Annotated in this window: 20 protein-coding genes, 3 tRNA genes and 1 pseudogene; 7 read left to right on the forward strand and 17 right to left on the reverse strand. The window is 69.8% G+C overall.

Going from position 1 to position 22,445, the window contains the following annotated elements; genetic code table 11:
- Positions 1-340 precede the first annotated feature (340 nt).
- On the forward strand, positions 341-1,219 hold the full coding sequence (locus JS528_RS01545; RefSeq protein WP_214357337.1) for a bifunctional hydroxymethylpyrimidine kinase/phosphomethylpyrimidine kinase: 879 nt from the start codon (positions 341-343) through the stop codon (positions 1,217-1,219).
- A 19-nt stretch (positions 1,220-1,238) separates the two neighbouring features.
- On the opposite strand, the gene JS528_RS01550 is transcribed toward JS528_RS01545, so the two are convergent.
- The 8 genes from JS528_RS01550 to JS528_RS01585 all read right to left on the reverse strand — a co-directional run bounded on the left by JS528_RS01550 (position 1,239) and on the right by JS528_RS01585 (position 9,187).
- Complete coding sequence (locus JS528_RS01550) at positions 1,239-2,489, reverse strand: hypothetical protein (RefSeq protein WP_214357338.1); 1,251 nt, start codon at positions 2,487-2,489, stop codon at positions 1,239-1,241.
- A complete protein-coding gene (locus tag JS528_RS01555; protein ID WP_214357544.1) occupies positions 2,482-3,117 on the reverse strand; it encodes an ATP-binding cassette domain-containing protein in 636 nt (211 codons plus the stop codon). Before JS528_RS01555 ends, JS528_RS01550 begins: the two co-directional genes overlap by 8 nt.
- Positions 3,118-3,122: 5 nt before the next feature.
- On the reverse strand, positions 3,123-4,379 hold the full coding sequence (locus JS528_RS01560; protein WP_214357339.1) for a hypothetical protein: 1,257 nt from the start codon (positions 4,377-4,379) through the stop codon (positions 3,123-3,125).
- A 114-nt stretch (positions 4,380-4,493) separates the two neighbouring features.
- Positions 4,494-5,333: a hypothetical protein gene (locus JS528_RS01565; protein ID WP_214357340.1), complete on the reverse strand. Its 840-nt coding sequence runs from the start codon at positions 5,331-5,333 to the stop codon at positions 4,494-4,496.
- A 132-nt stretch (positions 5,334-5,465) separates the two neighbouring features.
- The gene (locus JS528_RS01570; RefSeq protein ID WP_214357341.1) at positions 5,466-6,230 is read right to left on the reverse strand and encodes a hypothetical protein; all 765 of its coding nucleotides are present in this window, start codon (positions 6,228-6,230) and stop codon (positions 5,466-5,468) included.
- A 238-nt stretch (positions 6,231-6,468) separates the two neighbouring features.
- Positions 6,469-6,978, reverse strand: coding sequence for a hypothetical protein (locus JS528_RS01575; protein ID WP_214357342.1), 510 nt, complete (start codon positions 6,976-6,978; stop codon positions 6,469-6,471).
- Positions 6,975-8,423: a sensor histidine kinase gene (locus tag JS528_RS01580; protein WP_214357343.1), complete on the reverse strand. Its 1,449-nt coding sequence runs from the start codon at positions 8,421-8,423 to the stop codon at positions 6,975-6,977. The genes JS528_RS01575 and JS528_RS01580 overlap by 4 nt, the downstream gene beginning before the upstream one ends.
- The gene (locus tag JS528_RS01585; RefSeq protein WP_214357344.1) at positions 8,420-9,187 is read right to left on the reverse strand and encodes a response regulator transcription factor; all 768 of its coding nucleotides are present in this window, start codon (positions 9,185-9,187) and stop codon (positions 8,420-8,422) included. The genes JS528_RS01580 and JS528_RS01585 overlap by 4 nt, the downstream gene beginning before the upstream one ends.
- A 251-nt stretch (positions 9,188-9,438) precedes the next feature.
- On the opposite strand from JS528_RS01585, the gene JS528_RS01590 reads away from it, so the two are divergent.
- From JS528_RS01590 to JS528_RS01600, 3 genes and pseudogenes are all read left to right on the forward strand, one after another.
- Positions 9,439-9,927 carry a YraN family protein gene (locus tag JS528_RS01590; RefSeq protein ID WP_214357545.1) on the forward strand — a complete coding sequence of 163 codons (489 nt, stop codon included), beginning with the start codon at positions 9,439-9,441 and terminating at the stop codon, positions 9,925-9,927.
- Positions 9,927-11,467: pseudogene (locus tag JS528_RS01595) on the forward strand (YifB family Mg chelatase-like AAA ATPase). The gene JS528_RS01590 and the pseudogene JS528_RS01595 overlap by 1 nt, the downstream one beginning before the upstream one ends.
- Before the next feature lie 29 nt (positions 11,468-11,496).
- Positions 11,497-12,834, forward strand: coding sequence for a DNA-processing protein DprA (locus JS528_RS01600; RefSeq protein ID WP_214357546.1), 1,338 nt, complete (start codon positions 11,497-11,499; stop codon positions 12,832-12,834).
- Between the two features lie 13 nt (positions 12,835-12,847).
- Here the strand turns inward: JS528_RS01600 and JS528_RS01605 are convergent, their stop codons facing one another.
- A complete protein-coding gene (locus tag JS528_RS01605) occupies positions 12,848-13,204 on the reverse strand; it encodes an MGMT family protein (RefSeq protein WP_214357345.1) in 357 nt (118 codons plus the stop codon).
- Positions 13,205-13,297: 93 nt separating this feature from the next.
- Here JS528_RS01605 and JS528_RS01610 point away from each other — a divergent pair, with 93 nt between their 5' ends.
- From JS528_RS01610 to JS528_RS01620, 3 genes are all read left to right on the forward strand, one after another.
- Positions 13,298-15,199, forward strand: coding sequence for an FAD-binding protein (locus JS528_RS01610; RefSeq protein ID WP_214357346.1), 1,902 nt, complete (start codon positions 13,298-13,300; stop codon positions 15,197-15,199).
- Positions 15,200-15,311: 112 nt separating this feature from the next.
- Complete coding sequence (locus JS528_RS01615; protein WP_214357347.1) at positions 15,312-16,250, forward strand: succinate dehydrogenase/fumarate reductase iron-sulfur subunit; 939 nt, start codon at positions 15,312-15,314, stop codon at positions 16,248-16,250.
- A gap of 101 nt (positions 16,251-16,351) precedes the next feature.
- Positions 16,352-17,023, forward strand: a complete 672-nt coding sequence (locus JS528_RS01620; RefSeq protein WP_214357348.1) for an O-methyltransferase — start codon at positions 16,352-16,354, stop codon at positions 17,021-17,023.
- A 20-nt stretch (positions 17,024-17,043) separates the two neighbouring features.
- Here JS528_RS01620 and JS528_RS01625 read toward each other — a convergent pair whose 3' ends face one another.
- From JS528_RS01625 to JS528_RS01660, 8 genes are all read right to left on the reverse strand, one after another.
- Positions 17,044-17,805 carry an LOG family protein gene (locus JS528_RS01625; protein WP_240541236.1) on the reverse strand — a complete coding sequence of 254 codons (762 nt, stop codon included), beginning with the start codon at positions 17,803-17,805 and terminating at the stop codon, positions 17,044-17,046.
- An 88-nt stretch (positions 17,806-17,893) separates the two neighbouring features.
- Positions 17,894-19,192 carry a Na+/H+ antiporter NhaA gene (locus tag JS528_RS01630; RefSeq protein ID WP_214357349.1) on the reverse strand — a complete coding sequence of 433 codons (1,299 nt, stop codon included), beginning with the start codon at positions 19,190-19,192 and terminating at the stop codon, positions 17,894-17,896.
- Between the two features lie 75 nt (positions 19,193-19,267).
- Positions 19,268-19,341, reverse strand: a tRNA-Arg gene (locus JS528_RS01635).
- Between the two features lie 34 nt (positions 19,342-19,375).
- Positions 19,376-19,449, reverse strand: a tRNA-Arg gene (locus JS528_RS01640).
- 35 nt (positions 19,450-19,484) lie between these two features.
- Positions 19,485-19,558, reverse strand: a tRNA-Arg gene (locus tag JS528_RS01645).
- Between the two features lie 102 nt (positions 19,559-19,660).
- Entirely contained in the window at positions 19,661-20,974 is a 1,314-nt protein-coding gene (gene clpX / locus JS528_RS01650; RefSeq protein ID WP_214357350.1) for an ATP-dependent Clp protease ATP-binding subunit ClpX, read from the reverse strand.
- Positions 20,975-21,063: 89 nt separating this feature from the next.
- Entirely contained in the window at positions 21,064-21,765 is a 702-nt protein-coding gene (locus tag JS528_RS01655) for an ATP-dependent Clp protease proteolytic subunit (RefSeq protein ID WP_214357351.1), read from the reverse strand.
- 5 nt (positions 21,766-21,770) lie between these two features.
- Positions 21,771-22,385 carry an ATP-dependent Clp protease proteolytic subunit gene (locus tag JS528_RS01660; protein ID WP_214357548.1) on the reverse strand — a complete coding sequence of 205 codons (615 nt, stop codon included), beginning with the start codon at positions 22,383-22,385 and terminating at the stop codon, positions 21,771-21,773.
- Between the last annotated feature and the right edge of the window lie 60 nt (positions 22,386-22,445).

Here is a 22,445-nt window from a genome sequence, read left to right on the forward strand (position 1 = left end):
TATGAAGGTACGACCCCGACCCCGCGCGCCGCAAGCCCGACGTTATCGGGCTTGCCTATAGGGGCTTATCAAGCCTTGGCATCATTGATGTTCCGGATGGTGCGGACGGGCGAATTTCATGACCGGATTCCCGCGACACGCCGTGGATGGCATCGTTGCCATGTCGCGCGCCGCGACGACCGGCCGACCTGTTTGCGGCTCGTCTCCGCCCCGCTTTGGTCGCTCATGTGCACAGCACCCCGCCGTCCGGATCGCGGCGGTGGCGCGACTCGCCGACGGCATGCGGCTACAGTCGTATCCCATACGACGACGATTCCCCGAACATCGAATGGAGCTCCAGATGAGCGACGTGACCCTGTATGACCGCGATCCGAACTATATTCCGCGCGTGGCCGCCGTACATGACATGTGCGGCTACGGCAAGTGCTCGCTGACGGCGGCGATCCCGATCCTGTCGGCCGCGGGGTGCGACGTGTGCCCAGTGCCAACCGCGCTGTTCTCCGCGCACACGAAGTACGAGACGTTCACCTTCCACGACACCACCGACATCCTCTCCGGGTATCTCGATGCCTGGCGCGCGGAGCGCGTGGAGCTCGATGGCGTGTACTCCGGGTTCCTCGGCTCCCCCGACCAGGTGGCGATCATCCAGCGCCTGTACCGCGAGTATCCGGGGGCGCTGCGTCTGGTCGACCCGGTGATGGGCGACGGCGGCGCGATGTACCCCACGTACACGGCCGAATTGTGCGAGGCGATGGGCGCGCTGGCGGATGGCGCGGACGTGCTGATGCCGAACCTCACCGAGGCGGCCATCCTGACCGGCCGCGACTACCCGGGACATGATCTCGACGAGTCGGCGGTCGACGGACTGCTCGGCGCGCTGCTGGAGCTCGGCACGAGGAACGTGGTCCTCAAGGGCATCGACCGCGGCGACGGGCTGATCCGCAACTACGTCGCCTCCGCCTCGGACGGCGTCGCGGCGAGGACGGCGATCGCGCATGAGAAACTGCCGTACATGATCCACGGCACGGGCGATGCGTTCGCCTCGGCCCTGTGCGGCGCGGTGATGGCCGGACGCGGGCTCGCCGAGTCGGCCCGCATCGCCGGCGAGTTCGTCCGCCACGCGATGGGCCATACCAGGAACCAGCCGCATTACGAGGAGCGTGGCGTGAGCTTCGAGCTCGATCTGAAGGACCTCACCTCGCTGGTCGTCGCCGACTGATCGACGCGGCGTCCTGCCGTCACCGGTTCTTGAAGTACCGCAGCAGATGGCTCTCCCGCGTGGCCAGTACGGCGGCCAGTGTGCCCGCGAGCACGCCCACGGATGCGGCGACCGGTACGCGCAACAGCGTGCCGACGATCGACCGCGCATCGGCAAGGTCGTTGGCCGCCCATATCCACGCGAGGAGTGGCGAGGTGATGAGCGCGCCGGCGATCGTCCACGCGCATGTCTCGATCAGCATCTGCGCGACGAGCGCGCTCTTCGGCACGCCGCAGTGCAGCGCCGAGGCGAGTTCGAGCCTGCGCGACCGCGCGGCGACCAGACCGAGCAGGAGACCTCCGGCCAGTGCGATCCACGGCGCATAGGCGGTCAGGCGTCCTGCGAACATGGCGTCGCCGTCCATCACGCTGCCTTTGGACGTGTTGAGACGGGAGATCATCGGCCGCGTCTGGTCGGCGCCGGTGGCGACGCGGTCGGAGGCGAGGCGCAGCAGCGATTCGATGCCTTCCGGTTCGGGCCATGCACGCACCCAGCACTGGCCGAACGGCTTCGCGTCGTCGGCCGGGACGGGAGTGAGCGCCGCGTAGGAGAAACCGGACTTGCGCCCGTCGTCGGGCCAGTCGAACACGTCGGCGACGGTCAGCTCGCGCCCGTCCCGCAGGGCGAGCGTCGTCCCCGCCGCGGCCCCGAACGGCTTGGCCGCTTCGGCGGACAGCATCACGCCGCCGGCCCATGAACCATCCGGCGAATCGTCCGACGCGGCATCGGCTGACGCATCCGCGGCGGTCCCGGACGTCTTTCCCGTTCCGTCCGCCCGCCGCGTCGCGGGCTGCGCCGTCCCGTCATCCGTTCCCGTGGTCGAAAGCGCGAACACGTCCATCGCGCCGGCGGTCACCTCGTAGGTCGGTACGCCGGTGGACGACAGCGCGGCGAACGTGAGCTTCGCGCCGCCCTCGCGCAGGGCGCCGGCCGCCTGCACGCCGTCGAGCGAGGAGAGCCGGTCGCAGGCGGCGCCGTCGATGTGGTTGTCGTACTGGAGAATCCACGTCGAGCCGCCGGCGGCTACGTAGCCGTCGACCTGTCGTTGGATCGACGAGACGGTGAGCCAATCGGCTCCGGCGAGCAGCAGGATGAGACTCGCCGCGCACAACGCCAGCGTGCACGCATGCGTGGTCCCGGTGATCAGGTCGCGCCATGCCTCGGAGACCACGCCTCGCAGGGTCATGCGGAGTGCCGGATGGGTTCCCGGCGTCATGTTCTCGTCAGTCATGGCCGCGCTCCTTCTGCCAGTCCCCTAGGTCGATGAGATCGGTGCAGGCGTCGCGGGTGCGCGGATCGTGCGTGGCGACCACGACGATCGCGCCACCCATCGACAGATTGTTCAGGTATGCGTTGACCGTCGCTGCCGTGTTGAGGTCGAGCTGCGCAGTGGGTTCGTCGACGAGCAGCAGGCCCGCGTGGGAGGCGACGCCGCGGGCGAGCATCAACCGCTGTGCCTCCCCTCCGGACAGGTCACGGAACGGCTTGTATGCAAGCGTTTCCAGTCCGAATGCGCGCAGCAGCCTCATTGCGTGGCTTTCGGCGTCGCGACGGTCCTCTCCGCGTGCGATGAACGGCAGCGCGACATGATCGACGGCCGACCTCCGTGCCACGCCGTGCGGGTTCTGCAGCACCCAGCACACACGACCGCAGTCGATGCGGGTCACGGTGCCGGACACGGGCCTCACCCATCCGGCGATGATCGACAGCAGCGTCGATTTGCCGGAGCCGGAGGGACCGGTCAGGGCGTACACGTGCTTCGGCCATAGGGTCATCGTCAGATGCCGGAACAGCATGTCGTCGCCGGTGGGGTCGAAGCTGTGCCCCACGTCGTCGAGTATGACGCGGCGTCCGTCCATTGCACTCACCGTCCGTCCGTAGTCGTGCGGCATGCCTCCGTGGTGCGTGGGGTCACGTCCACGTGGTCGAAGCCGTCCGCATCGTCGGCGGCGACCATCGTTCTGCCGAGCTGGGAGGCGATGATCGTGACGGGCACGGGTTTCGCGTCGACGCTCACGCACGCCTTGCCGCCGGATGCCGCGTAGATGGCCGACGGGGGCACGGTCAGCACGGTCAGGGCGTTGGCGAGCTTCCAGTCGTAGGAGACGTTCAACGTGCCTCCTTCCCCGGTGCCGCCGGTCGAAGTGCCGCCAGAGCCGGCGACCGAACCGGAGACGAGGCCGACCGCGCCGCCGGAGCCGCCGTCCAGCGAGGCGAGGCGGAATTGCGTGCTGCCGGCGATCGCGGCGAGCAGCGTCGGATCGGTCAGTTCTGTGGTGCCGGACGGTATCGGGAATTGCTGTTCGCCGATGGTGATGACGCGGTCCCCGGCGACGGTGTCCCCGCCGTTCGTCGGCAGCGTGGCCTTGACCGGCATCGCGGCGGTCGTGAGCAGGTCCGCCCCGGCCGTGACCTGCCGGCCGACCGCGGTCATGATCTGGTTGACTGTGACCGTGTCGGCGGGCAGCCAGACGAACCGGTCGGGGCCGATCGCCCAGTTCCCGTCCCTGGTGAGCTGGCTCGCGCCGACCGACTTGGCGAGCGCGTTGTACGCGGCGATGGTGTTCCAGGTCATGCGGTCGGAGTCGGGCGCGTTGTAGCCGAGCCGGCGCAGGGCGGTGTTGAGTGCGGCGGCGTCGGCGCCCTGCGTGCCGCTGGTCAGCGTGCGGTAGAGAGGCGTGTCGGTGTGGAGGGCGAGCACGGGCGTCGCGTCGACGTCGAACGCGACGCCGCCGGAGGTGAGCGTCGATCCGGCGCCGACGGCGAGCCGGGTGACGGTGCCGGCCACGGGTGAGGTGACGGTCGCGCTGGAACCGAGCGAGACGGTCAGGGCGACCGATCGGGTGTCGTCGAACGGCGCCGAGGCGACCGTGATGGTCGTCGCCTTCGTGGAGGAGACGAGGGAGGGCGGGGTGTGCGGCCGGGCGAGCAGGAATCCGCCGCCCGTGCCGACGGCGAGCGCGACCAGTGCCAGCAGTGCCGCGATGGAGGCGGTGATGCCGTTCCTTGTGGCGCGGCGTTCCCTGCGTGCGGCTTTGCGTGTTTCCTTGGTCGTCGTGGGTTGTCCGTTCGTCCCGGTCTGCCCGGCCGTGGTCGACTCGGTCATGGTCGTCGTGTCCATCGTGTTCTCCTTGATTCGCCGCCCGTGTCCTTGCCTGCGTATCGACCTGCCGGAGTGGTGTGCCGGTGTCGTTTTCGTTGCTCTCCGATGACGTCGCTTCGGTCCATCATCGGGTCATTGGTGGAGCGGGTCGGTCTGGCAGAGGTAGAATCGGTGGCCTTTGTCGGTGTTCTGGCCGTATTGGTATGTGGGGTTGGGGTTGCCGTCGGCGTCGGTTTCGTAGTAGGCGCCGAAGAAGTCCATTTCTCGCTTGGTGTTGGCTTGGATGGCGTTGTCGTCGCCTTTGGCGCCGATCGGGGTCATGGTGCTGATGTAGTCGTCCTCGCTGATCGGCGCGGGCAGGAGGTCGTGTTTGACGTAGCAGCGGTAGGTGGCGCGGTACATGGCTTCGGCGTCGAGGTTGTCGGGGTTGTCGGTCATGTTTGCGGCGAGGCTGGCGATGGTGTCGGCTCCGGTTTTTGCGTGGCATTGTTCCATGACCTTGAGTTGTTCGTCGTTGGAGAGGCTGCCTCGGTATTGGCCGGTGGTCTCGCCTTCTTCGGTGGTGTAGGTGGCTTGTAGTCCGTAGGGTTCGAGGCAGGTGTTGTAGGCGTCGTAGATCTCCTGGATTTCGGCGTCGGTGATTTTGCCGTCCTTGAGGATGCTGCGGGCGAGGTTGGTGGGTGCGTCTCTGTAGGCCTGTGCGAGGTCGGAGGCGTAGGGACCGGTGAATGTGGGTGTGGCGCCGTTTCCGGCGATGGTGTCGGTGTTGCCGCCCGCGCCGTCCGCATCGGTTGCGCCGATGCCGCAGCCGGCGAGCGCGGCGCAGATGGTCAGGGTTGCGCCGATTGCGGTGAGTCGTCGTGTCCATCCGATGCGTGGCGTGGTCCCGGCATGGTCGTAGCTCGTGTTCCGTGCGTACCTCTCGCCGTGCGCGCCCGTGGGGTTCGCGTTCGGGTTCGTGGTGTCCGTCATGATGGCCTCCCTGCCTTAAGCGGGTTCCGTGGGGTTCCCGCTTTCGTGGTTTCCACGGTACGCGCACGTGGGCCGTCGTCCCAATGGGGTTGTCGTCCATGGGATGACGCGGAACGGGCGCGCGCCGGCCGGTCATTGTCTGGGGTCGGCAAGGCACAGGTAATACAGTTGTTCGCTTTGCGCGCTGTAGTACTTGCCGCCGGGTTCGGTGAACTGCTGATTGAACCGATAGGCCGTGTCGCCGGATTCGTCGACGCCGGGCATGGTGGATTCGTCGAAGTCGTCGCCGACGACGCCGTGGCGTTTGAGACATGCGGCGAGGTCGTGGTTGGCCTGTTCGGGGTCTCGGTCGCGCAGTTCGCCGTCGGGGTCCTTCAGCACCGCCGCATAGAGCGCACTGATCCATCGCATGCCGGATGATTCGTCGCAGGCCTGTTCGGCGTCGCGGTGCCGTTGTTCCTCGGTGTCGGACCAGTCTCCGCCCTGCATCTGCATGCCGCCGTCCGGGTTGACGTAGTCATAGTGGTATCCGGCGTCGGCCATGCAGGATTTGAACCGGCCCGCGGCCTCGGTGGCTTCGGCCTCGGTGATGCTTCCGTCGCGTAGCACGTCCTGGGCGAACGTGTTGCCGGCCGCCGTGGCGCCGTCGTATTGGAGTCGGAAGTCCTCGGCCCACGCGCCGGTGAACGTGGGGTCGCCCGTGGACGCGTCGTTCGTTCCGGTCCCGTCGGTGTTCGTCGTCACGCCGAGACCGCAGCCGGCGAGCGCCATGCTCATCGCGACGATCGCCCCGGCCGCCGCGATGAGCCGCCGGCGCCGTGCTGATCCCGTTGGGTGTGCGGGGGCCGCGCGGTCCTCACGGGTGACTTCTTCATGGGTATGGGTGTGCCGTGTCATGGTCGGCTCCTTCGCCGTGGGATTCCGGGATTCGCCCCGGAGGGTGTCCTGTTTCTCACGCTACGGGCGTCGCGGCCGTCCGCCAAGCGCGCCCGTAGTCCGTCGGATGACAGCCGGCACGGGGCAATCCCGGATCGTCACCTCTCCGGCGGGTCCGCGACGGAGCGAACGACGGAGAGGCGACGATTCGCTCCGTCGTTCCGAAAAGCCCGTCCTCGTCTCGTCCCCGTATCTCCTCCTACCTGTCGCTGTTGATGATGCCCGCGGAGGCGTGCGTGTCGTGGTGGAACATCGACAGGGTCCCGTAGTCGGTGTCGCTCTGGCATCGTTGGATGGCCCGTTCCATACCGTCGTCGTCGAGCGAGCCGTGCACCTGGCTGAACGATTCGCCGTTGTCCAGATCGCGCGACTGGATGCCGTAGACGGACAGGCAGGCGTTGTACGCGCGTTCGACGCGGTTCATCTCCGCGTCGGTGACGACGCCGTCCTCGAACACCTCACGTCCCAGACGGCTGGTGAGACCGTTCCAGATCATCGTGAGCGTGATGCGGTCCGGTCCGGTGAAGTCGGGATGTCCGCCGTTCGCGTAGGCGGTCTTCTCCCCCGTCGCGTCCGATGCCGTGACGACCGGCGTGTTCCACGGGCCGGTTCCGCCCGTCACGGTGACGGTGGCGAGCGCGAAGGCGGTGGCCGCGATGACGATGCCCGCGCATACGGACCGTACGAGCGGCGCATGGGGAGCGTTCATGATGCTTGCGCCTCCCCATGGGCGTCGGATCGCGCGTGCAGGGGGATGCGCGCGTAGACGACCCAGTCGCCGTCCTCGGCGCTGGTGTTGAGTTCGCCGCCGAGCCGGGCGATGATGCGCCGGTGCAGTGCGAGCCCGCTGCCGTGGGGCTTCAGGCCCGTCGGCGACGCCGCCGCGGTCCTCGCGTCGTCGTCCCCGGCGTTCCCGTCGCCCGTCGCGATGATGGGGTTGGTCTCCATGATCTCGATCGCGTCCTTCCCGATGGTGACGACGCCGTGGTATGCGCCCGCGGCCGGGTCGAGGTGGCGGGTGACGTTCGAGGCGATCTCGCCGATGAGGGCCGCGGCCTCCCCGATCGCCTCGTCCGGACCATTGGCGTCCCCCGGTCCGACTCGTCCGTCCGTCGGATCGTCCAACGGTCCGCCGCGCAGTTCCAGACTCCCCCGGAATCCGAGATGACCGAGCCGTGCCCCGGCGTCGCGCACCGCGTCGGCGAGCGCATTCCGCCGCCCGCGTCGTCCGGTTCCGGGCGCGGAGTCGATCCGTTCCCGATGCCGTCGTGTCGGAGGGAGGCCGATCGCGGTGTCCGGTCGGACGGCGGAGGGGACTTCCGCCGACATCAAGTCGAACATCTGTTCGATTCCATTGGTCGTGGAGGGCGCGTCTTCCTTCGGCCCGTTCTCCCCGGCTGGTTTCTCCAGCAGGTCGATGACGTGGTGGATCTCGTCGAGGACGCGCCTCGCCTGCTCGTCGACGAACCGCCAGTCGGCGCGTTCGCCGGCGTGCGCTTCATCGTCGGGGATGCGGCGCAGCTGGCGTTGGGCGGTCAGGGCGATGTAGGACAGCCCCCCGGAGGCCGAGTCGTGGATGCGCGAGGCGAGGCGCGTGTCGCGTCGCAGCGTGTCGAGCTCCCATTGGCGGCGTTCCAGGCGCATGGCGCGTTCGCGGATCTCGTCGCGCTGCCGCCGCCAGCGCAGGGCCATGCCCATCATCGTGGCGAACGTGAACATCCCCACGTAGTTGACCATGCCGATCCATGTGGCCGACAGGGCGTTGAACCGGTTCATCGCGACCGGCACGCATTCGGCCAATGAGATGCCGACGAGGGCGCCGAGCGCGATGGGAATGGAGCTGTCGTAGCCGATGATCGCGAGCGCCAGGTACGTGGCCCACAGCGGGTTCGGCCCGGACAGGTCGAGCACGAACAGGCGGGCCACGACGGTCGCGAGGATGAGCCATGAGGAGGCGCGCGGCAGGAACGGGGAGAGCGCGACGCCGACGAGGGCGATCGCGCAGAACAGCCGGTTGAGCGGGTAGACGGGCGGGATCGCCGCCCATTCGATGAGCACGGCGACGAGCGTGAAGCCGGCGATGAGGAGGCGGAACCAGTGGGCGCGCGCCCATCGGAGTGCGGACGGGAAACCGGAGGGGCGTCCGGCGTTCATCGCTCGCCCTCCGACGCCCCGGTCCACAGGGCGACGGCCTGACCGCGCGAGGAGACGCCGAGCTTGCGGATGGCGCGCGCGAGGTAGGTCTTGGCGGTGGAGACGCCGACCTTCATGTCGGCGGCGATCTGCTCGGTCGTCAGGCCCCTGGAGCACAGGTTCATCGCCTCGGCCTCGCGGTCGGAGAGCAGGAACTGGCGCGGCGTGCGGCCGCCGGCGAGCCGCGCGTGCGCGTCGGCCGCGTTCTGGAAGGCGACGCCGGTGCCGGAATCCCATGTGCGTCCCGCGGCCACGGCGCGTACGGCGTCGATGATCGGCGATTCGACGGATTTGGGGACGATGCCCTGCGCGCCGGCCTCGGCGGCCTTGGACGCGTACACGGCCAGGGAGAACGAGGTGACGGCGAGGATCGCGACGCGCGCGCTTTTCACGCGCACGGCCCGGCATACGGCCGGTCCGGACAGTTCGTCCATCGACATGTCGGTCAGGAGCACGTTCGGGGCGGTGTCCGGGTCGAGGCATTTCGCCACCGCGTCGCGGCCCGACGTGGTGCGCCACAGGACGCGCGACTCGGGCATGAGCTCGCTCAGGGAGCGTTCGAGGAAGGCGAGCGCGAACTGGTCGTTGTCGAGCAGCCCGATCGTCGCGATCGGCCGGCGGACCGCGTCCTCCGGCATCCCCGCGCCGGCCGCGCCCGTCGCGTCGTCCCCGTCGTCGCCGTCCATGATCGCCTCCCCGCCGCATGCCACGCCATCCGCGGCCATCCGTCCTTCCACGGTACACCCGTCGGATGCGTCATGCCGGCGCCGTCGTAGTCCGACGGACGACACGCAGGCGGCGCCGACGCGCACGTCGGCGGATGTGGACAACCGGCCGGCCGTCCACATCCCGTCCACGACACGCGCGGCGACGGGGGCTCGGTCCACAATCCCCCGGCGGGTTGCGGCCCGCGAGGCGCCGCGCGCACAGTGAACCCATGGATACCACCCTGCTCACGGATCCGCCGGAGTCCGAGATGTCCGGCATCACCACCGACGTCCACGACGGGGCCGACGCGCCCCGCCCCCGCTCCCCCATGCCGCAGGACGGCGCCGGGGAGCCGACCGCGCTCGCCTCGATCGGCGCGCGCATGGCCGATCCGACGCTGCCGCCCCGCACCCTCGGCGCGCTCGGCGAGGACTACGCCGCGGCGTGGCTCGCCGAACGGGGCTGGCAGGTGCTGGAGCGCAACTGGCGCTCGCGCTACGGCGAGCTCGACATCGTGGCCCTCGCCCCCGACCGGCGCCTCGTGTTCGTCGAGGTGAAGACCCGACGCACCATGCGCAACGGGCTGCCGCAGGAGTCCGTCACGGCCGCGAAGCGCACGAGCCTGCGCCGCGCCGGCGTGCAGTGGCTGCTCGGCCCGGGGCGCGGGATCGCGCATGCGGGCGTGCGCTTCGACGTGCTCGCCGTGCTCGCGCGCGGCGGACGCCCGCTCGTGACCCCGATCGAGGGGGCGTTCTGATGGCGATCGGCAACGCGCTGTCCGTGGGGCTGATCGGCCTGCGGGCGTTCACCGTGACGATGCAGGCGTTCATCAGCCCCGGCCTGCCCTACTTCTCCATCATCGGACTGCCCGACGCGTCGCTGTCCGAGGCGCGCGAACGGGTCAAGTCCGCCTGCCAGGCGGCCGGGTTCCGCTGGCCCGAGACGCGGGTGACGGTGAACCTATCCCCAGCCTCCCTGCCCAAGCGCGGCTCCTCGCACGATCTGGCGATCGCCGCGGCCGTGCTGAGCGCCGCCGACGCGATCCCGCACGACTGCCTCATCGACACCCTCGTCATGGGCGAGCTGAACCTCGACGGCACGGTCCTGCCGATCAACGGCGTACTGCCCGTCCTCCTGCACGCGCTCGAACGCGGCATCCGCCGGGCGATCCTGCCGGCCGGCAACCTGGACGAGGCGCACCTGATCGGCGGGGTCGACGTGACCGGCGTCCGGCACGTGGGCGAGCTCATCGAGCTGATGGGCGGACGCGCCCGCTACCGGATCCCCGACGGCGATCGTCCGGACGCGGAGACGCGGACCATGGCCTGCGAACCGTTCGCGCCGTCCGTTCCGGGCGACATGTGCGACGTGGTCGGACAGTCCCATGCGAAATGGGCGCTGGAGGTGGCCGCGGCCGGCGGCCACCACATCATCATGACGGGCCCGCCCGGTTCGGGCAAGACGATGCTCGCCTCGCGCCTGCCGTCGATCATGAGCCCGCTGGGCGTGCCCGAGCAGCTGGAGGTCGCCTCGATCCGCTCCCTGTGCGGCACGCTGTCCGCCTACGGGATCTGCGACGTGCCGCCGTTCGAGGCGCCGCACCACACGTCGTCCGCCGCGGCGCTCGCCGGCGGCGGCGCCGGAATCGCCTCCCCGGCGCGATCACGCGCGCGCACCGCGGCGTGCTGTTCATGGACGAGGCGCCCGAGTTCTCCGCCCGGGCGCTGCAGACGCTGCGCGAGCCGCTCGAATCCGGCTACGTGGCGCTGTCGCGCGCCAGAGGCACGGCGTACTATCCGGCGGCGTTCCAGCTGGTGATGGCGGCGAACGCCTGCCCGTGCGGCATGAGCTACGGCACGGGAGAGCGGTGCACGTGCACGCCGCAGGAGCGCCGACGCTACTTCGCGCGCCTGTCCGGGCCGATCCTCGACCGCGTGGACATCCAGGTGGAGGTGCCGCCCGTCTCCCGCATCATCCTCGACGAGGAGATGGGCGAGCCGCGCGAGACCAGCGCGGAGATCCGCGCCCGCGTCGTCGAGGCGCGCGCCGTGGCGGCGGAACGGTACGCGAGGCACGGGTGGACGTGCAACGCGCAGGCGTCCGGCCGGTGGATGCGCGACCACATGTCCCGCTACTCGCTCGAGCCGATCAACCGCGCCCTAGAGGCGCAGCGGCTGAGCCTGAGGGGCGCCGACCGCGCGATGCGACTGGCGTGGACGCTCGCCGACCTGCGGGGCATCCCCTCGCCGGGACGCGAGGAGACCAGCCAGGGCATCGCGCTGAGGACGAGACTGTGAACGCCCCGCAGAAGGCGCCGCGCCCGCCGATGACGGCGCGACCCGACGGTCCGGACCGTGAGACGCTGGCCCGGGCCACGCTCACGTTCTGCCTCGACGGCGCGGACGCGCTCATGTACGCGCTCATCAAGGGCGCCGGGCGGGCGAGCCTGGCGCTCGAACTGCTCGTCGACTCCCGACAAGGCTCGCCCGGGGCCGGCGCGGCCGCCAACCGGCTGAACCAGACGTTCGCGTCGGGCCTGTCGCGTTGGGGCCGCAAGGTCAACGCGCAGGCCATGGCGGTCTTCCGCCGCGCCGCCGACGGATGGCGGGCGCGCCTCGACGCGCTGCCCACCCGGCGCTGGGAGGGGCTCGCCCCGTGGTTCACGATGGACGGCGCCCAATGGATCATCGCCCCGCACACCCCGTACTGGCCGGCACAGCTGCAGGACCTGTCCACGCGCAGGGACTGGGCGGCGCCCCTGTGCCTGTGGGGCGTCGGCGACGCGACCTCGCTGACCGGCTGCGACGCGCCGCTGGCCGTGGTCGGCTCGCGCGGCGCTACCGACTACGGGCGCGCCGTGGCCCGCGAGGTCGCCGCCCGGGCCGCGGCCGCAGGGCATCTGATCGTCTCGGGAGGCGCGATGGGAGCGGACGCCGCCGCCCACTGGGGCGCGCTGTCCGCGGGAGGCGACGGCCGCACGGTCGCGGTGTTCGCCGGCGGACTCAACCACATCGGGCCGCAGTCGAACCGGCGCCTATTCGACACGATCGTCGACAGGGGCGGCGCGCTGGTCAGCGAACTGTGCCCCGGAACGATCCCCGAGGGGCGTCGGTTCCTGCTGCGCAACCGGATCATCGCCGCACTGGGCGCGCAGATCGTCGTCGCCCAGGCCCGCACGCGCTCCGGCGCGCTCAACACCGCCGGATGGGGATGCGACCTGAACCGCATGGTGATCGCCGTGCCCGGCGACATCACCATGCCGCACAACGCGGGATGCAACCGTCTCATCGCCGACGCGAAGGCGACCATCCTCACCTCGGTCGAGGAGATCGACGAGCTCGTCCACGCGCCCCACCCGCCGCGCGCGGACGACGATGGCCCGAAGGACGCCGACGCGCCGGACGGGACGGACGACGCGACGGGAGGGGACGCGGCGCGGGACGACGCCGTCGCCTCGGCGATACGCTCCTGCATGCACCGCCGCCTGCCGGCCACGCCGGACGCGATCCTGGCGCGCTGCAACGCGCGCGACCCGTCCCATCCGATGACCATGCCGCAGCTGCTCGCCCGGCTCGGCGCCATGGAGGCGGACGGGCTGATACGCGGCGGCGACGGCGTGGTCGCGCTCGCCGCCCCGCCCGGGCCGGGCTCGGACGGACGCTGACGGGAGGACGGGCTCACGCCTCCCAGCGGCAGCGGTCGAGATCCACGCGCCATCCCGCGGCGCCCGCCGGCTCGCCGTCCGGCGGAGGCACGAAGACGACGCCCTCCGCCTCGAGCAGCGCGCGCTGGCGTTCCGGACCGCCGAACGCGAACCCGGGGGCCATCGACCCGTCGCGGAACACGACGCGATGGCACGGGATCACCCCGGGCTCCGGATTGGCGTGCAGCGCGAACCCGACGAACCTGGCGGCGCGCGGCGCGCCGGCGAGGGCCGCCACCTGACCGTAGGTGGCGACCCTGCCGCGCGGGATGCGCCGCACCACCCCGTACACGCGCTCGCCGAACGACCGCCGCCCGTCATCATGTCCCATGCCTCCCAGTGTAGGCCCGGCCCCTCCGCGGCTCGGGGAGCCCCGCCGCGGCCGCGTGCGCGCCCGGTCCGCCCCTATGCGACAATGAGGGGCATGAGTCCGAAGCAGTTGGAAGAAATGTATGACGCGGTGATCGTCGGCGCGGGAGCCGCCGGCCTGTCGGCGGCGCTGGGATTGCTCCGCTCCCCCGAGATCACGCGGATGAAGGAGGACGGCGTCGAGCCGAGGATCCTGGTGATCTCGAAGCTGCAGCCGCTGCGCTCGCACACCGGATCGGCCGAGGGCGGCATCGCCGCCTCGCTCGGCAACATCGAATCCGACGACTGGCACTGGCACTACTACGACACCGTCAAGGGCGGCGACTGGCTCGTCGACCAGGACGCGGCGCAGCTGCTCGCGCAGTACGCGCCCGAGACCGTCATCAACCTGGAACGGCAGGGCGTGGCGTTCTCCCGCACCGACGACGGGCACATCGCCCAGCGACGGTTCGGCGGGCACACGCGCGACTTCGGCGGCGAGCCCGTCAGGCGCGCGGCGTACGCGGCCGACCGCATCGGCCACCAGATCCTGCACACGCTGTGGCAGCAGTGCGTCGCCGAGGGCGTCGAGTTCGCCGAGGAATGGTACGTGACCGACCTGGTCCTGTCTCGCGACGGCTCCGGCGCGGCCGGCGTCGTCGCGTTCGACACGCACGCGGGCGCCGTCCACGCCGTCCACGCGCGCAACGTGCTCCTGGCCACCGGAGGCGCCGGACGGCTCTTCCACACCACATCCAACTCGTGGGACCTCACCGGCGACGGCATGGCCCTGGCCCTGGCCGCGGGCCTGCAGCTGGAGGACATCGAGTTCGTGCAGTTCCACCCCACGGGGCTGGCGCACACCGGCATCCTCCTGTCCGAGGCGGCCCGCGCCGAGGGCGGCGTGCTGCGGAACGCGGACGGCGAGGCGTTCATGGAGCGCTACGCGCCGGGACATGCCGACCTCGCGGCCCGCGACGTGGTCTCCCGCTCCATCATGGCCGAGATCGACGCCGGACGGGGCGTCGCCGACCCCAAGGACCCGGACGGCCCGAGGGACTGCGTGTGGCTCGACATGACCGGCATCGACCCGGATCACATGCGCGCCGTGCTGCCGCAGGTCGTCGAGACGATCGAGAAGTACGCGAACATCGACCCGTCCAGGGACCTCGTGCCGATCAAGCCGACCGCGCACTACACGATGGGAGGCATCCCCGTCACCGTCGACGGCGAGGCGTACCGCTGGGAGGACTCCGGCCGCCGCACGGTCGTCGACGGCCTGTTCGCCGCCGGCGAATGCTCGTGCGTGTCCGTGCACGGCGCGAACCGTCTGGGCGGCAACTCGCTGCTCGACGCCTGCCTGTTCGGCACGCGCGCCGGACGATCGATGGCCGGACGCATCGCCGGGAACCCGGTGGGCGACCCGACGGCCGCGGACGATCCGGACAGGACGGCGGCGGACGAGGCGCTCGCCGTCGCGGGCGACGACGCCGCACGGGCCCGCAGGGAGGACCTCGACGCGCTGCTCGCCGGTCCGGACGACGATGCATCCGACGGGGCCGCCGCCAACCCCTACGGGCTCATGGCCCTGCTCGGCTCGACGATGGAGCGGGCCCTTGCCGTCCGCTGCAGCGAGACGACCATCGCCGAGGCCGAGGAACGGCTGGACGACGTCATCGGACCGGCCGCCGCCGCGCTGCGGGCGCACGACAAGACCGCCGCGTTCAACCAGGAGGTCACCGCCATCTGGGAGGTGCGCCACCTCGTCGCGCTGGCCGACGCCATGCTGGCCGCCAGCGCCGGTCGCCGGGAGTCGCGCGGCTCGCTGCAGCGGCTCGACCACCCCGAACGCGACGACGAGCGCTTCCTCGCCCACTCCATGACCCGCCTCGCGCCGGCGGACGGGCCGGCCGCGGCCGAGCTGCTCTGGCAGCCGGTGCACATCGTCGACATCCCGCCGCGCGCCCGCGAATACTGAGCGGCGCGACGCATGGCCGGGACCGCGGCCGGTCCGGCGCGCCCGACCATGCGTCATGTCACAATGGAAAGTTGTTTTGAGAGCGATTGCAGGATTTGCAGGAGGCGCGCGCATGACCAGCAGCACGAACGTGACCACGGTGACATTGAAGGTGAGCCGTTTCGCGCCGCGTCCCGAACGTGAACGTGACCGCGCCCGGACGGGAAGTCCCTTCGCGCGCAGGAGCTCCCCGTTCGGCTCGGGTTCCGGTTCCGGCGCCGCCCGCCGCCGCCCGCGCGGCAGGCAGTGGGTGCAGGAGTACACGATCCCGGCCCGGCCCGAGGACACGGTGCTCGACTGCCTCATGACCATCAAGCGCACCGTCGACCCGACACTCGCCTTCCGCTACTCGTGCGGCCATGGCATGTGCGGCTCCGACGCGGTGGCGATCAACGGCACTCCGAACCTGCTGTGCACCGCCACGCTGCGGGACTGGGCGAAACGGCCGACCACGTCCGACGCCACCGACGACGAGGGCTTCCGGCACACCGGGGACGTGGCCGACGACGCGCCGGCCGACGACGCCGACTCCCCCAGCCTCGGCGTCGTCGAACTCGCCCCGCTGCCGGGATTCCCCGTGCAGCGCGACCTCATCGCCGACATCGACCCGATGCTCGACCAGATCCGCAGACTCAAGCCGTACCTGCAGGCGTCCGGCACGCTCGCGACCACCAGCGAAGGCAAGGTCGACGTGTTCGAATACCTGCAGCATCCGGACGAACTGGCGAGATACGAGCAACTGAGCAACTGCATCGCCTGCGGCGTGTGCGAGGGCTCCTGCCCGGTGTTCGCCGGCGGCGACGCGTTCATCGGCCCGGCCGCGCTCATCTGGGCCAGCCGCTTCGTCAACGATTCGCGCGACACGCAGGCGATGGCCCGCATGGACGCGATCGACACCCCGGACGGCGTGGCCGCCTGCCAGTCGGTGCGCGCCTGCACCCGACAGTGCCCCCGCGGCATCGACGTCGGCGAGGAGATGTGGCAGATCGTCGCCAAGGTGCGCGAACGATAGGACGAACAGGCCGGCGGGCGACGGACCGCGCACGGCGGACGACGATTCTTTTCCCGGGGACCGCGAGGGTCCCCGGCATCCCAAGGACAGGTTGACGGGTTATGGACAGGAAGCAGTACACGAATCTGGCGCAGGCCTGGCAGTACGTGGAGGACCACGCGCGGGCCGCCCAGTCCCCGGAGCTGCGTGACGTGCGCTCCAGCGCCGAGGAGTCGGGGCTGCCGCAGTCCTCGGCCGCACAGGCGGCCTTCCTCGCCATGCTCGTGCGCATGACCTGCGCCCGTTCGGTCATCGCCGTGGGCACCGGCTCGGTCGTCGAGACGCTCCAGCTCGCCAGCGGCCTCAACGGCGAGGGGCAGCTCACGGCCGTCGACTCGTCCACGCAGGGCATCGCCCTGGTGCGCAGGGCGTTCGACCGCGCCCAGGACTCCACGTCGACGAAGCTGCGCGCGGTCAACGCGCCCGCCCACGTGTTCCTGCCCCGTCTCAACGGCGCGAACTACGATCTGATCGTCGTCTCCGGCGACGCCGGCAACTACGCGACCACCTTCGCCCAGGCCCCGCGCCTGCTGCGCGGCCACGGCGCGATCGTGTTCACCGACGTGCTGGCGTTCGAGGACTCCACGGTGCACGGCGGCGTGCCCGATCCGGCCGACCGGGGCGAGAAGGCGACCGCGATGCGCGAGCTGATCGAGATCGTGGAGTCGGACGAGCGCTTCTCGTCCACGCTCACCGCGGTCGGCACGGGACTGCTTGTCGCCGTCATGAACTGACCGATAGGCCCGCCCCGGCCTTATCGGCCGATCGCGCCCGTCGCGACCGACACGGCCTCGTCCACGTCGTCGGTGATCGTCACCAGACGCGGGTCGACGCCGGAGATCATGCCGTGCCCCCTGACCGGGCCGTTCAGCCAGTCGAACAGGCCCCTCCAGTATTCGGCGCCGTAGAGCGCGACCGGCATGGACGCGACCTTGTGCGTCTGCACCAGGGTGAGCACTTCGAACATCTCGTCGAGCGTGCCGAAGCCTCCCGGGCACACGATGATGCCCGACGAGTACTTGACGAACATGAGCTTCCTGACGAAGAAGTAGCGGAAGCTCATGCCGAGGTTCACGTAGTCGTTGATGCCCTGCTCGTGGGGCAGCTCGATGCCCAGGCCCACCGACTTGCCGCCGGCCTCGGCGGCGCCCCGGTTCGCGGCCTCCATGACGCCGGGGCCTCCCCCGGTGATCACCGCGATCCCCCTGGAGGCGATGAGCCCGCCCATGCGGCGCGCCGCCTCGTAGTCGGGCGAGTCGGCGGGCATGCGGGCGGATCCGAACACCGAGACCGCCGGCCCCAGCTCGGCGAGGGCCCCGAAGCCGTCGACGAACTCGGACTGGATGCGCAGCACGCGCCATGGGTCCATGTGCAGCCAGTCGGTGCTCTCGTCGGGTCTGAGCAGACTCGCGGTCGAGCTGTTCGCGGGGATCATGTCGCCGCGCAGAATGACCGGCCCCTGATGGTAGGTCTGCCCGTACGGGGCCGATGCGGTGGAATCGGATGCGTCGTTCATGGTCGTGCTCCTTGTCCGGCCCCGCCGTCACGGGAGGCCTCGGATACGTGGGGATACGGGAATACGGGATGCTTTTTCGCAAGGGGGCTCAGTCGGCGGATGCGCCGGCCGAACGCGCGCCCTCCCGCTCGTACCGGGCGGACTGGCGGCTGAGCAGCACGCCGGAGAACGCCGCGGCGATCAGGGAGCCGGCGAGCACGCCGAAGCGCGCCTCCGCCGACAGTTCGGGGTTGTCGTAGGCGAGCGAGGCGATGAGGAACGAGACGGTGAAGCCGATGCCGCAGGCGCACGCGGCGGGGAACATGTCGCGCACGCGCAGCCCCTTGGCCATCCTGAGCCCGCCGAGGTGCGTGGAGACCCATGCGGTGGTCATGATGCCCAGGGGCTTGCCGACCACGAGCGCGACGATCAGCGCCACGACCAGCGGCGAGAGCAGGAGCGCGGGGCTCAGGGACTCGAAGTGCACGCCGGTGGCGAACAGGGCGAAGACCGGCAGGGCGAGCAGCGTGGAGAACGGCTGGAGCCTGTGCGCGTAGCGGGAGGCGCGCGGCGTGGTCTCGCCGTGGATCTCCCGCGCCGGGGTGAGCAGGCCCACCAGCACGCCGGCCAACGTCGGATGCACGCCGACCTCGAACATCGAGACCCATGCGAGGACGCCGACGAGGGCCACGAGCGGCCACGGCACGCGCCTCATGCGCACGAGGAGGGCCCAGAGGGCCGCGCACAGGGCGATGCCGCCGAACCAGTACCAGGCGTTGAGCGAGGAGAAGAACACGGCGATCAGGATGATCGCCAGCAGGTCGTCCACGGTGGCCAGCGTCATCAGGAACGCCCGGATCGAACCGGGCAGCGCCTTGGCGAACAGGGCGAGCACCGCGAGCGAGAACGCGATGTCCGTGGCGGTGGGCACCGCCCATCCGCGTGCCATCTCGGCGAACGTGATGACGGATCCGGTGGTGGTCAGGACCAGTCCCCCGGACGGTCCCGGACCGTAGAGGGAGAACAGGGCCGTGACGGCGACGAACAGGATCGGCGGAGTGATCATGCCGCCCACGGCGCACAGCATCGGCACGGCGGCGGCCCTGGGGTTGGCGAGGGATCCGGTGGTGAGCTCCTGCTTGAGGTCGAGGCCGACGGTCAGGAAGAAGACGGTCAGCAGGCCGTCCTGCGCCCAATGGCCGACGGGCAGGTCGATGTTCGTGCGCGGCAGGGCGATGCGGGTCTCGGCGACCGCCTCGAACAGGTGGGCCGTGGCGGGCAGGTTCGCGAGCACCAGACTGAGGAGGGCGAACCCGAGCATGATGAGCCCGGAAAGTCGGTCGGAGGCCGCGACGCGGCGGACCGCCGCCCACGCTCCCCCGCCATGCACGCTGTCCCGATCCGTCATACCGCCACGCTCCTTGCACGAACGACCAGAAAGATTGGAAAAGCCCCTGCCGCATGCGCGGAAGGGGCTTTATCGTGCGCCGGACAGGATTCGAACCTGCGACCTGCTGATCCGTAGTCAGCTGCTCTAATCCGCTGGGCTACCGGCGCATACCGCTTGTTTATCCTCTTGGGTTAAGAGGTGTGCGCCGGACAGGATTCGAACCTGCGACCTGCTGATCCGTAGTCAGCTGCTCTAATCCGCTGGGCTACCGGCGCATACCGCTTGTTTATCCTCTTGCGGTGAAGAGGTGTGCGCCGGACAGGATTCGAACCTGCGACCTGCTGATCCGTAGTCAGCTGCTCTAATCCGCTGGGCTACCGGCGCATGTTGTCTTCGTGAAGCAACTCGAGATATATTACGTGCTTTTGCGTTCTTCGCAAGTCGGCGTGTCGCGATCGCGCGTCGCCCCGCCTCCCGGTCGCGCGCTCACGCGGCGCGGAGCTGCTCGGAGCGTACGAGTTTCGGGGGCGCGGTGCCCAGCACGGCCGCCTCGTCGACGATGACTTGGCCGACGTCGGGCATGCTGGGCAGACGGAACATCGTGTCCTGCAGCGTGCGCTCGATGATCGAGCGCAGTCCTCGGGCGCCGGTGCCCTGGCTGATGGCGGTCGAGGCGATCGCACGGATGGCCTTCTCCGTGAAGGCGAGGTCGACGCCGTCGACGGCGAATAGCTTCATGTACTGCTTGACGAGCGAATTGGCCGGCTTGACGAGCACGGCGGCCAGATCGTCCTCGGTGAGCTCGTCGAGGACGCTGATGACGGGAAGCCGGCCGATGAACTCGGGCAACAGCCCGAAGTCGGCGAGATCGTCGGCGGTGACGTGGCGCAGGATCTCCTCGTCGGGGACCTCGTGGTCGCGCCACGAGGCGCCGAATCCGCTCTCGCGGGCGCCGAGACGGTTCTTGATGATGTCGGCGAGCCCGACGAACGCGCCGCCGCAGATGAACAGGATGCCGCGCGTGTTGATCTGCACGGTCTCCTGATCGCGGTGCTTGCGCGTGCCCTCCTCGGGCACGGAGGCGATGGTCCCCTCGAGGATCTTCAGGAGCGCCTGCTGCACGCCCTCGCCGGACACGTCGCGCGTGATGGAGGTGTTCTCCCCCGACTTGCGGGCGATCTTGTCGATCTCGTCGATGTAGATGATGCCGTGCTCGGCGCGGGACACGTCGCCGTCCGCCGCCTGGATGAGGCGCTGGAGGATGGTCTCGACGTCGTCGCCGACGTATCCGGCCTCGGTCAGCGTGGTGGCGTCGGTGATGACGAACGGCACGTTCATCACCCTGGCCAGCGATTGGGCGAGATACGTCTTGCCCACTCCGGTCGACCCCATCAGCAGGATGTTCGACTTGGCGACCTCGACGCCGGCGAGCGGATCGAGCCCGTCGGCGCCGGGCATGCCGCCGTGCGCCCGGCCGAGCTGGCCGGCGGCCTCATCGAGCTCCATGTTGACGCGCTTGTAGTGGTTGTACACGGCGACGGACAGCGCCCGCTTGGCGTCCTGCTGGCCGATCACGTACTGGTCGAGGTAGGCGTTGATCTGCATCGGCTTGGGCAGCTGCAGCGCGTTGACCTCGGCGTCCTTGCGCCGCTCCTCGGAGATGATGCCGACGCACAGTTCGATGCACTCGTCGCAGATCGCGGCCCCCTGCCCGGTGACGAGCTTGCGGACCTGATGCTCGGTCTTGCCGCAGAACGTGCAGGCCGGAACCCCGTCGTTGTAGCTCACCACGCGACCCATGCGCCACTCTCCGTCGGTTGATGCAGTAGAAACAGTCGAAATACAAGACTACCCCCGGTCCGTGGGAACCGGGGGCATTGACGGGCCGCCTACTGGCGGTGTTCGAGCACCTCGTCGACGATGCCGTACTCCTTGGCCTCCTGGGCCGTCAGGAACGTGTCGACCTCGATGTCCTTGCGGATGCGCTCGACGTCCTGGCCGGTGTGCTTGGCGAGCGTGTTCTCGAGCCACTCGCGCATGCGCAGCATCTCGCGGGCCTGGATCTCGATCTCGGTGGCCTTGCCGAAGCCCTGGTCGATGGCCGGCTGGTGGATCAGCACGCGGGCGTTCGGCAGCATCAGGCGCTTGCCCTTGGCGCCGGCGGCCAGCAGGATCGCGGCCGCGGAGGCGGCCTGGCCCAGGCACACGGTCTGCACGTCGGGCTTGATGTACTGCATGGTGTCGTAGATCGCGGTCATGGCGGTCATCGAGCCGCCGGGCGAGTTGATGTACATCATCACGTCGCGGTTCGGATCCTGGGACTCGAGCACGAGCAGCTGCGCCATGATGTCGTCGGCGGAGGTGTCGTCCACCTGCACGCCCATGAAGATGATGCGGTCCTCGAACAGACGCGTGTACGGGTCCTGCCTCTTGAAGCCGTACGGGGTCTTCTCCTCGAACTGCGGCAGGATGTAGCGGTTCTGCGGGGCGAACGCGGCCTCGCGGCGGGCGGACGGCATGAAGCCGACGACGCCGGCGGGGCCGGCCAGACGGTCGGCGCGGGCGGCGAACTTCGCTTCCTCACTTGCCATATCGGTCACTCTCCCTTCGTCATCGAATCGTGCGTGGTGATGATCTTGTCCACGAAGCCGTACTCCAGCGCCTGCTGGGCGGTGAACCAGTGGTCGTACTCGTTGTCGCGGTAGATCTCCTCGACGGTGTGGCCCGTCTGCTCGGCGGTCAGCTCGCTCATGGTCTTCTTCATGTCCATGATGAGCTCGGCGTTGATGCGCACGTCGGTGGTGGTGCCGCCGATGCCGCCGGACGGCTGGTGCATGAGCACGCGGGCGTGCGAGGTCAGGAAGCGCTTGCCCTTGGTGCCCGAGCTCAGCAGGAACTGGCCCATGGAGGCGCACAGGCCGAGGCCCACGGTCGCCACGTCCGGCTCGATGAGCTGCATCGTGTCGTAGATGGCCATGCCGGCGGTGATGGAGCCGCCGGGCGAGTTGATGTACAGCCAGATGTCCTTCTTCGGGTCCTCCGCGGCCAGCATGAGCATCTGCGCGCAGATGCGGTTGGCCATGTCGTCCTTGACCTCCTCACCCATCCAGATGATGCGGTCCTTCAGGAGACGGTTGAAGACCGGGTCGGCGAATCCGGCCGGCGCGTCGTCGCCCGCCATGACCGGGAGGGTTGCAAGAGTGTTGCTCACCATATTCTCCATTTCGAATGCAATTCGTCAAACATCGTCCAGACTACCGCCTTCAAGCGA

Origin of the sequence: Bifidobacterium santillanense (assembly GCF_018555385.1) — a bacterium.
Lineage (GTDB): Bacteria > Actinomycetota > Actinomycetes > Actinomycetales > Bifidobacteriaceae > Bifidobacterium > Bifidobacterium santillanense.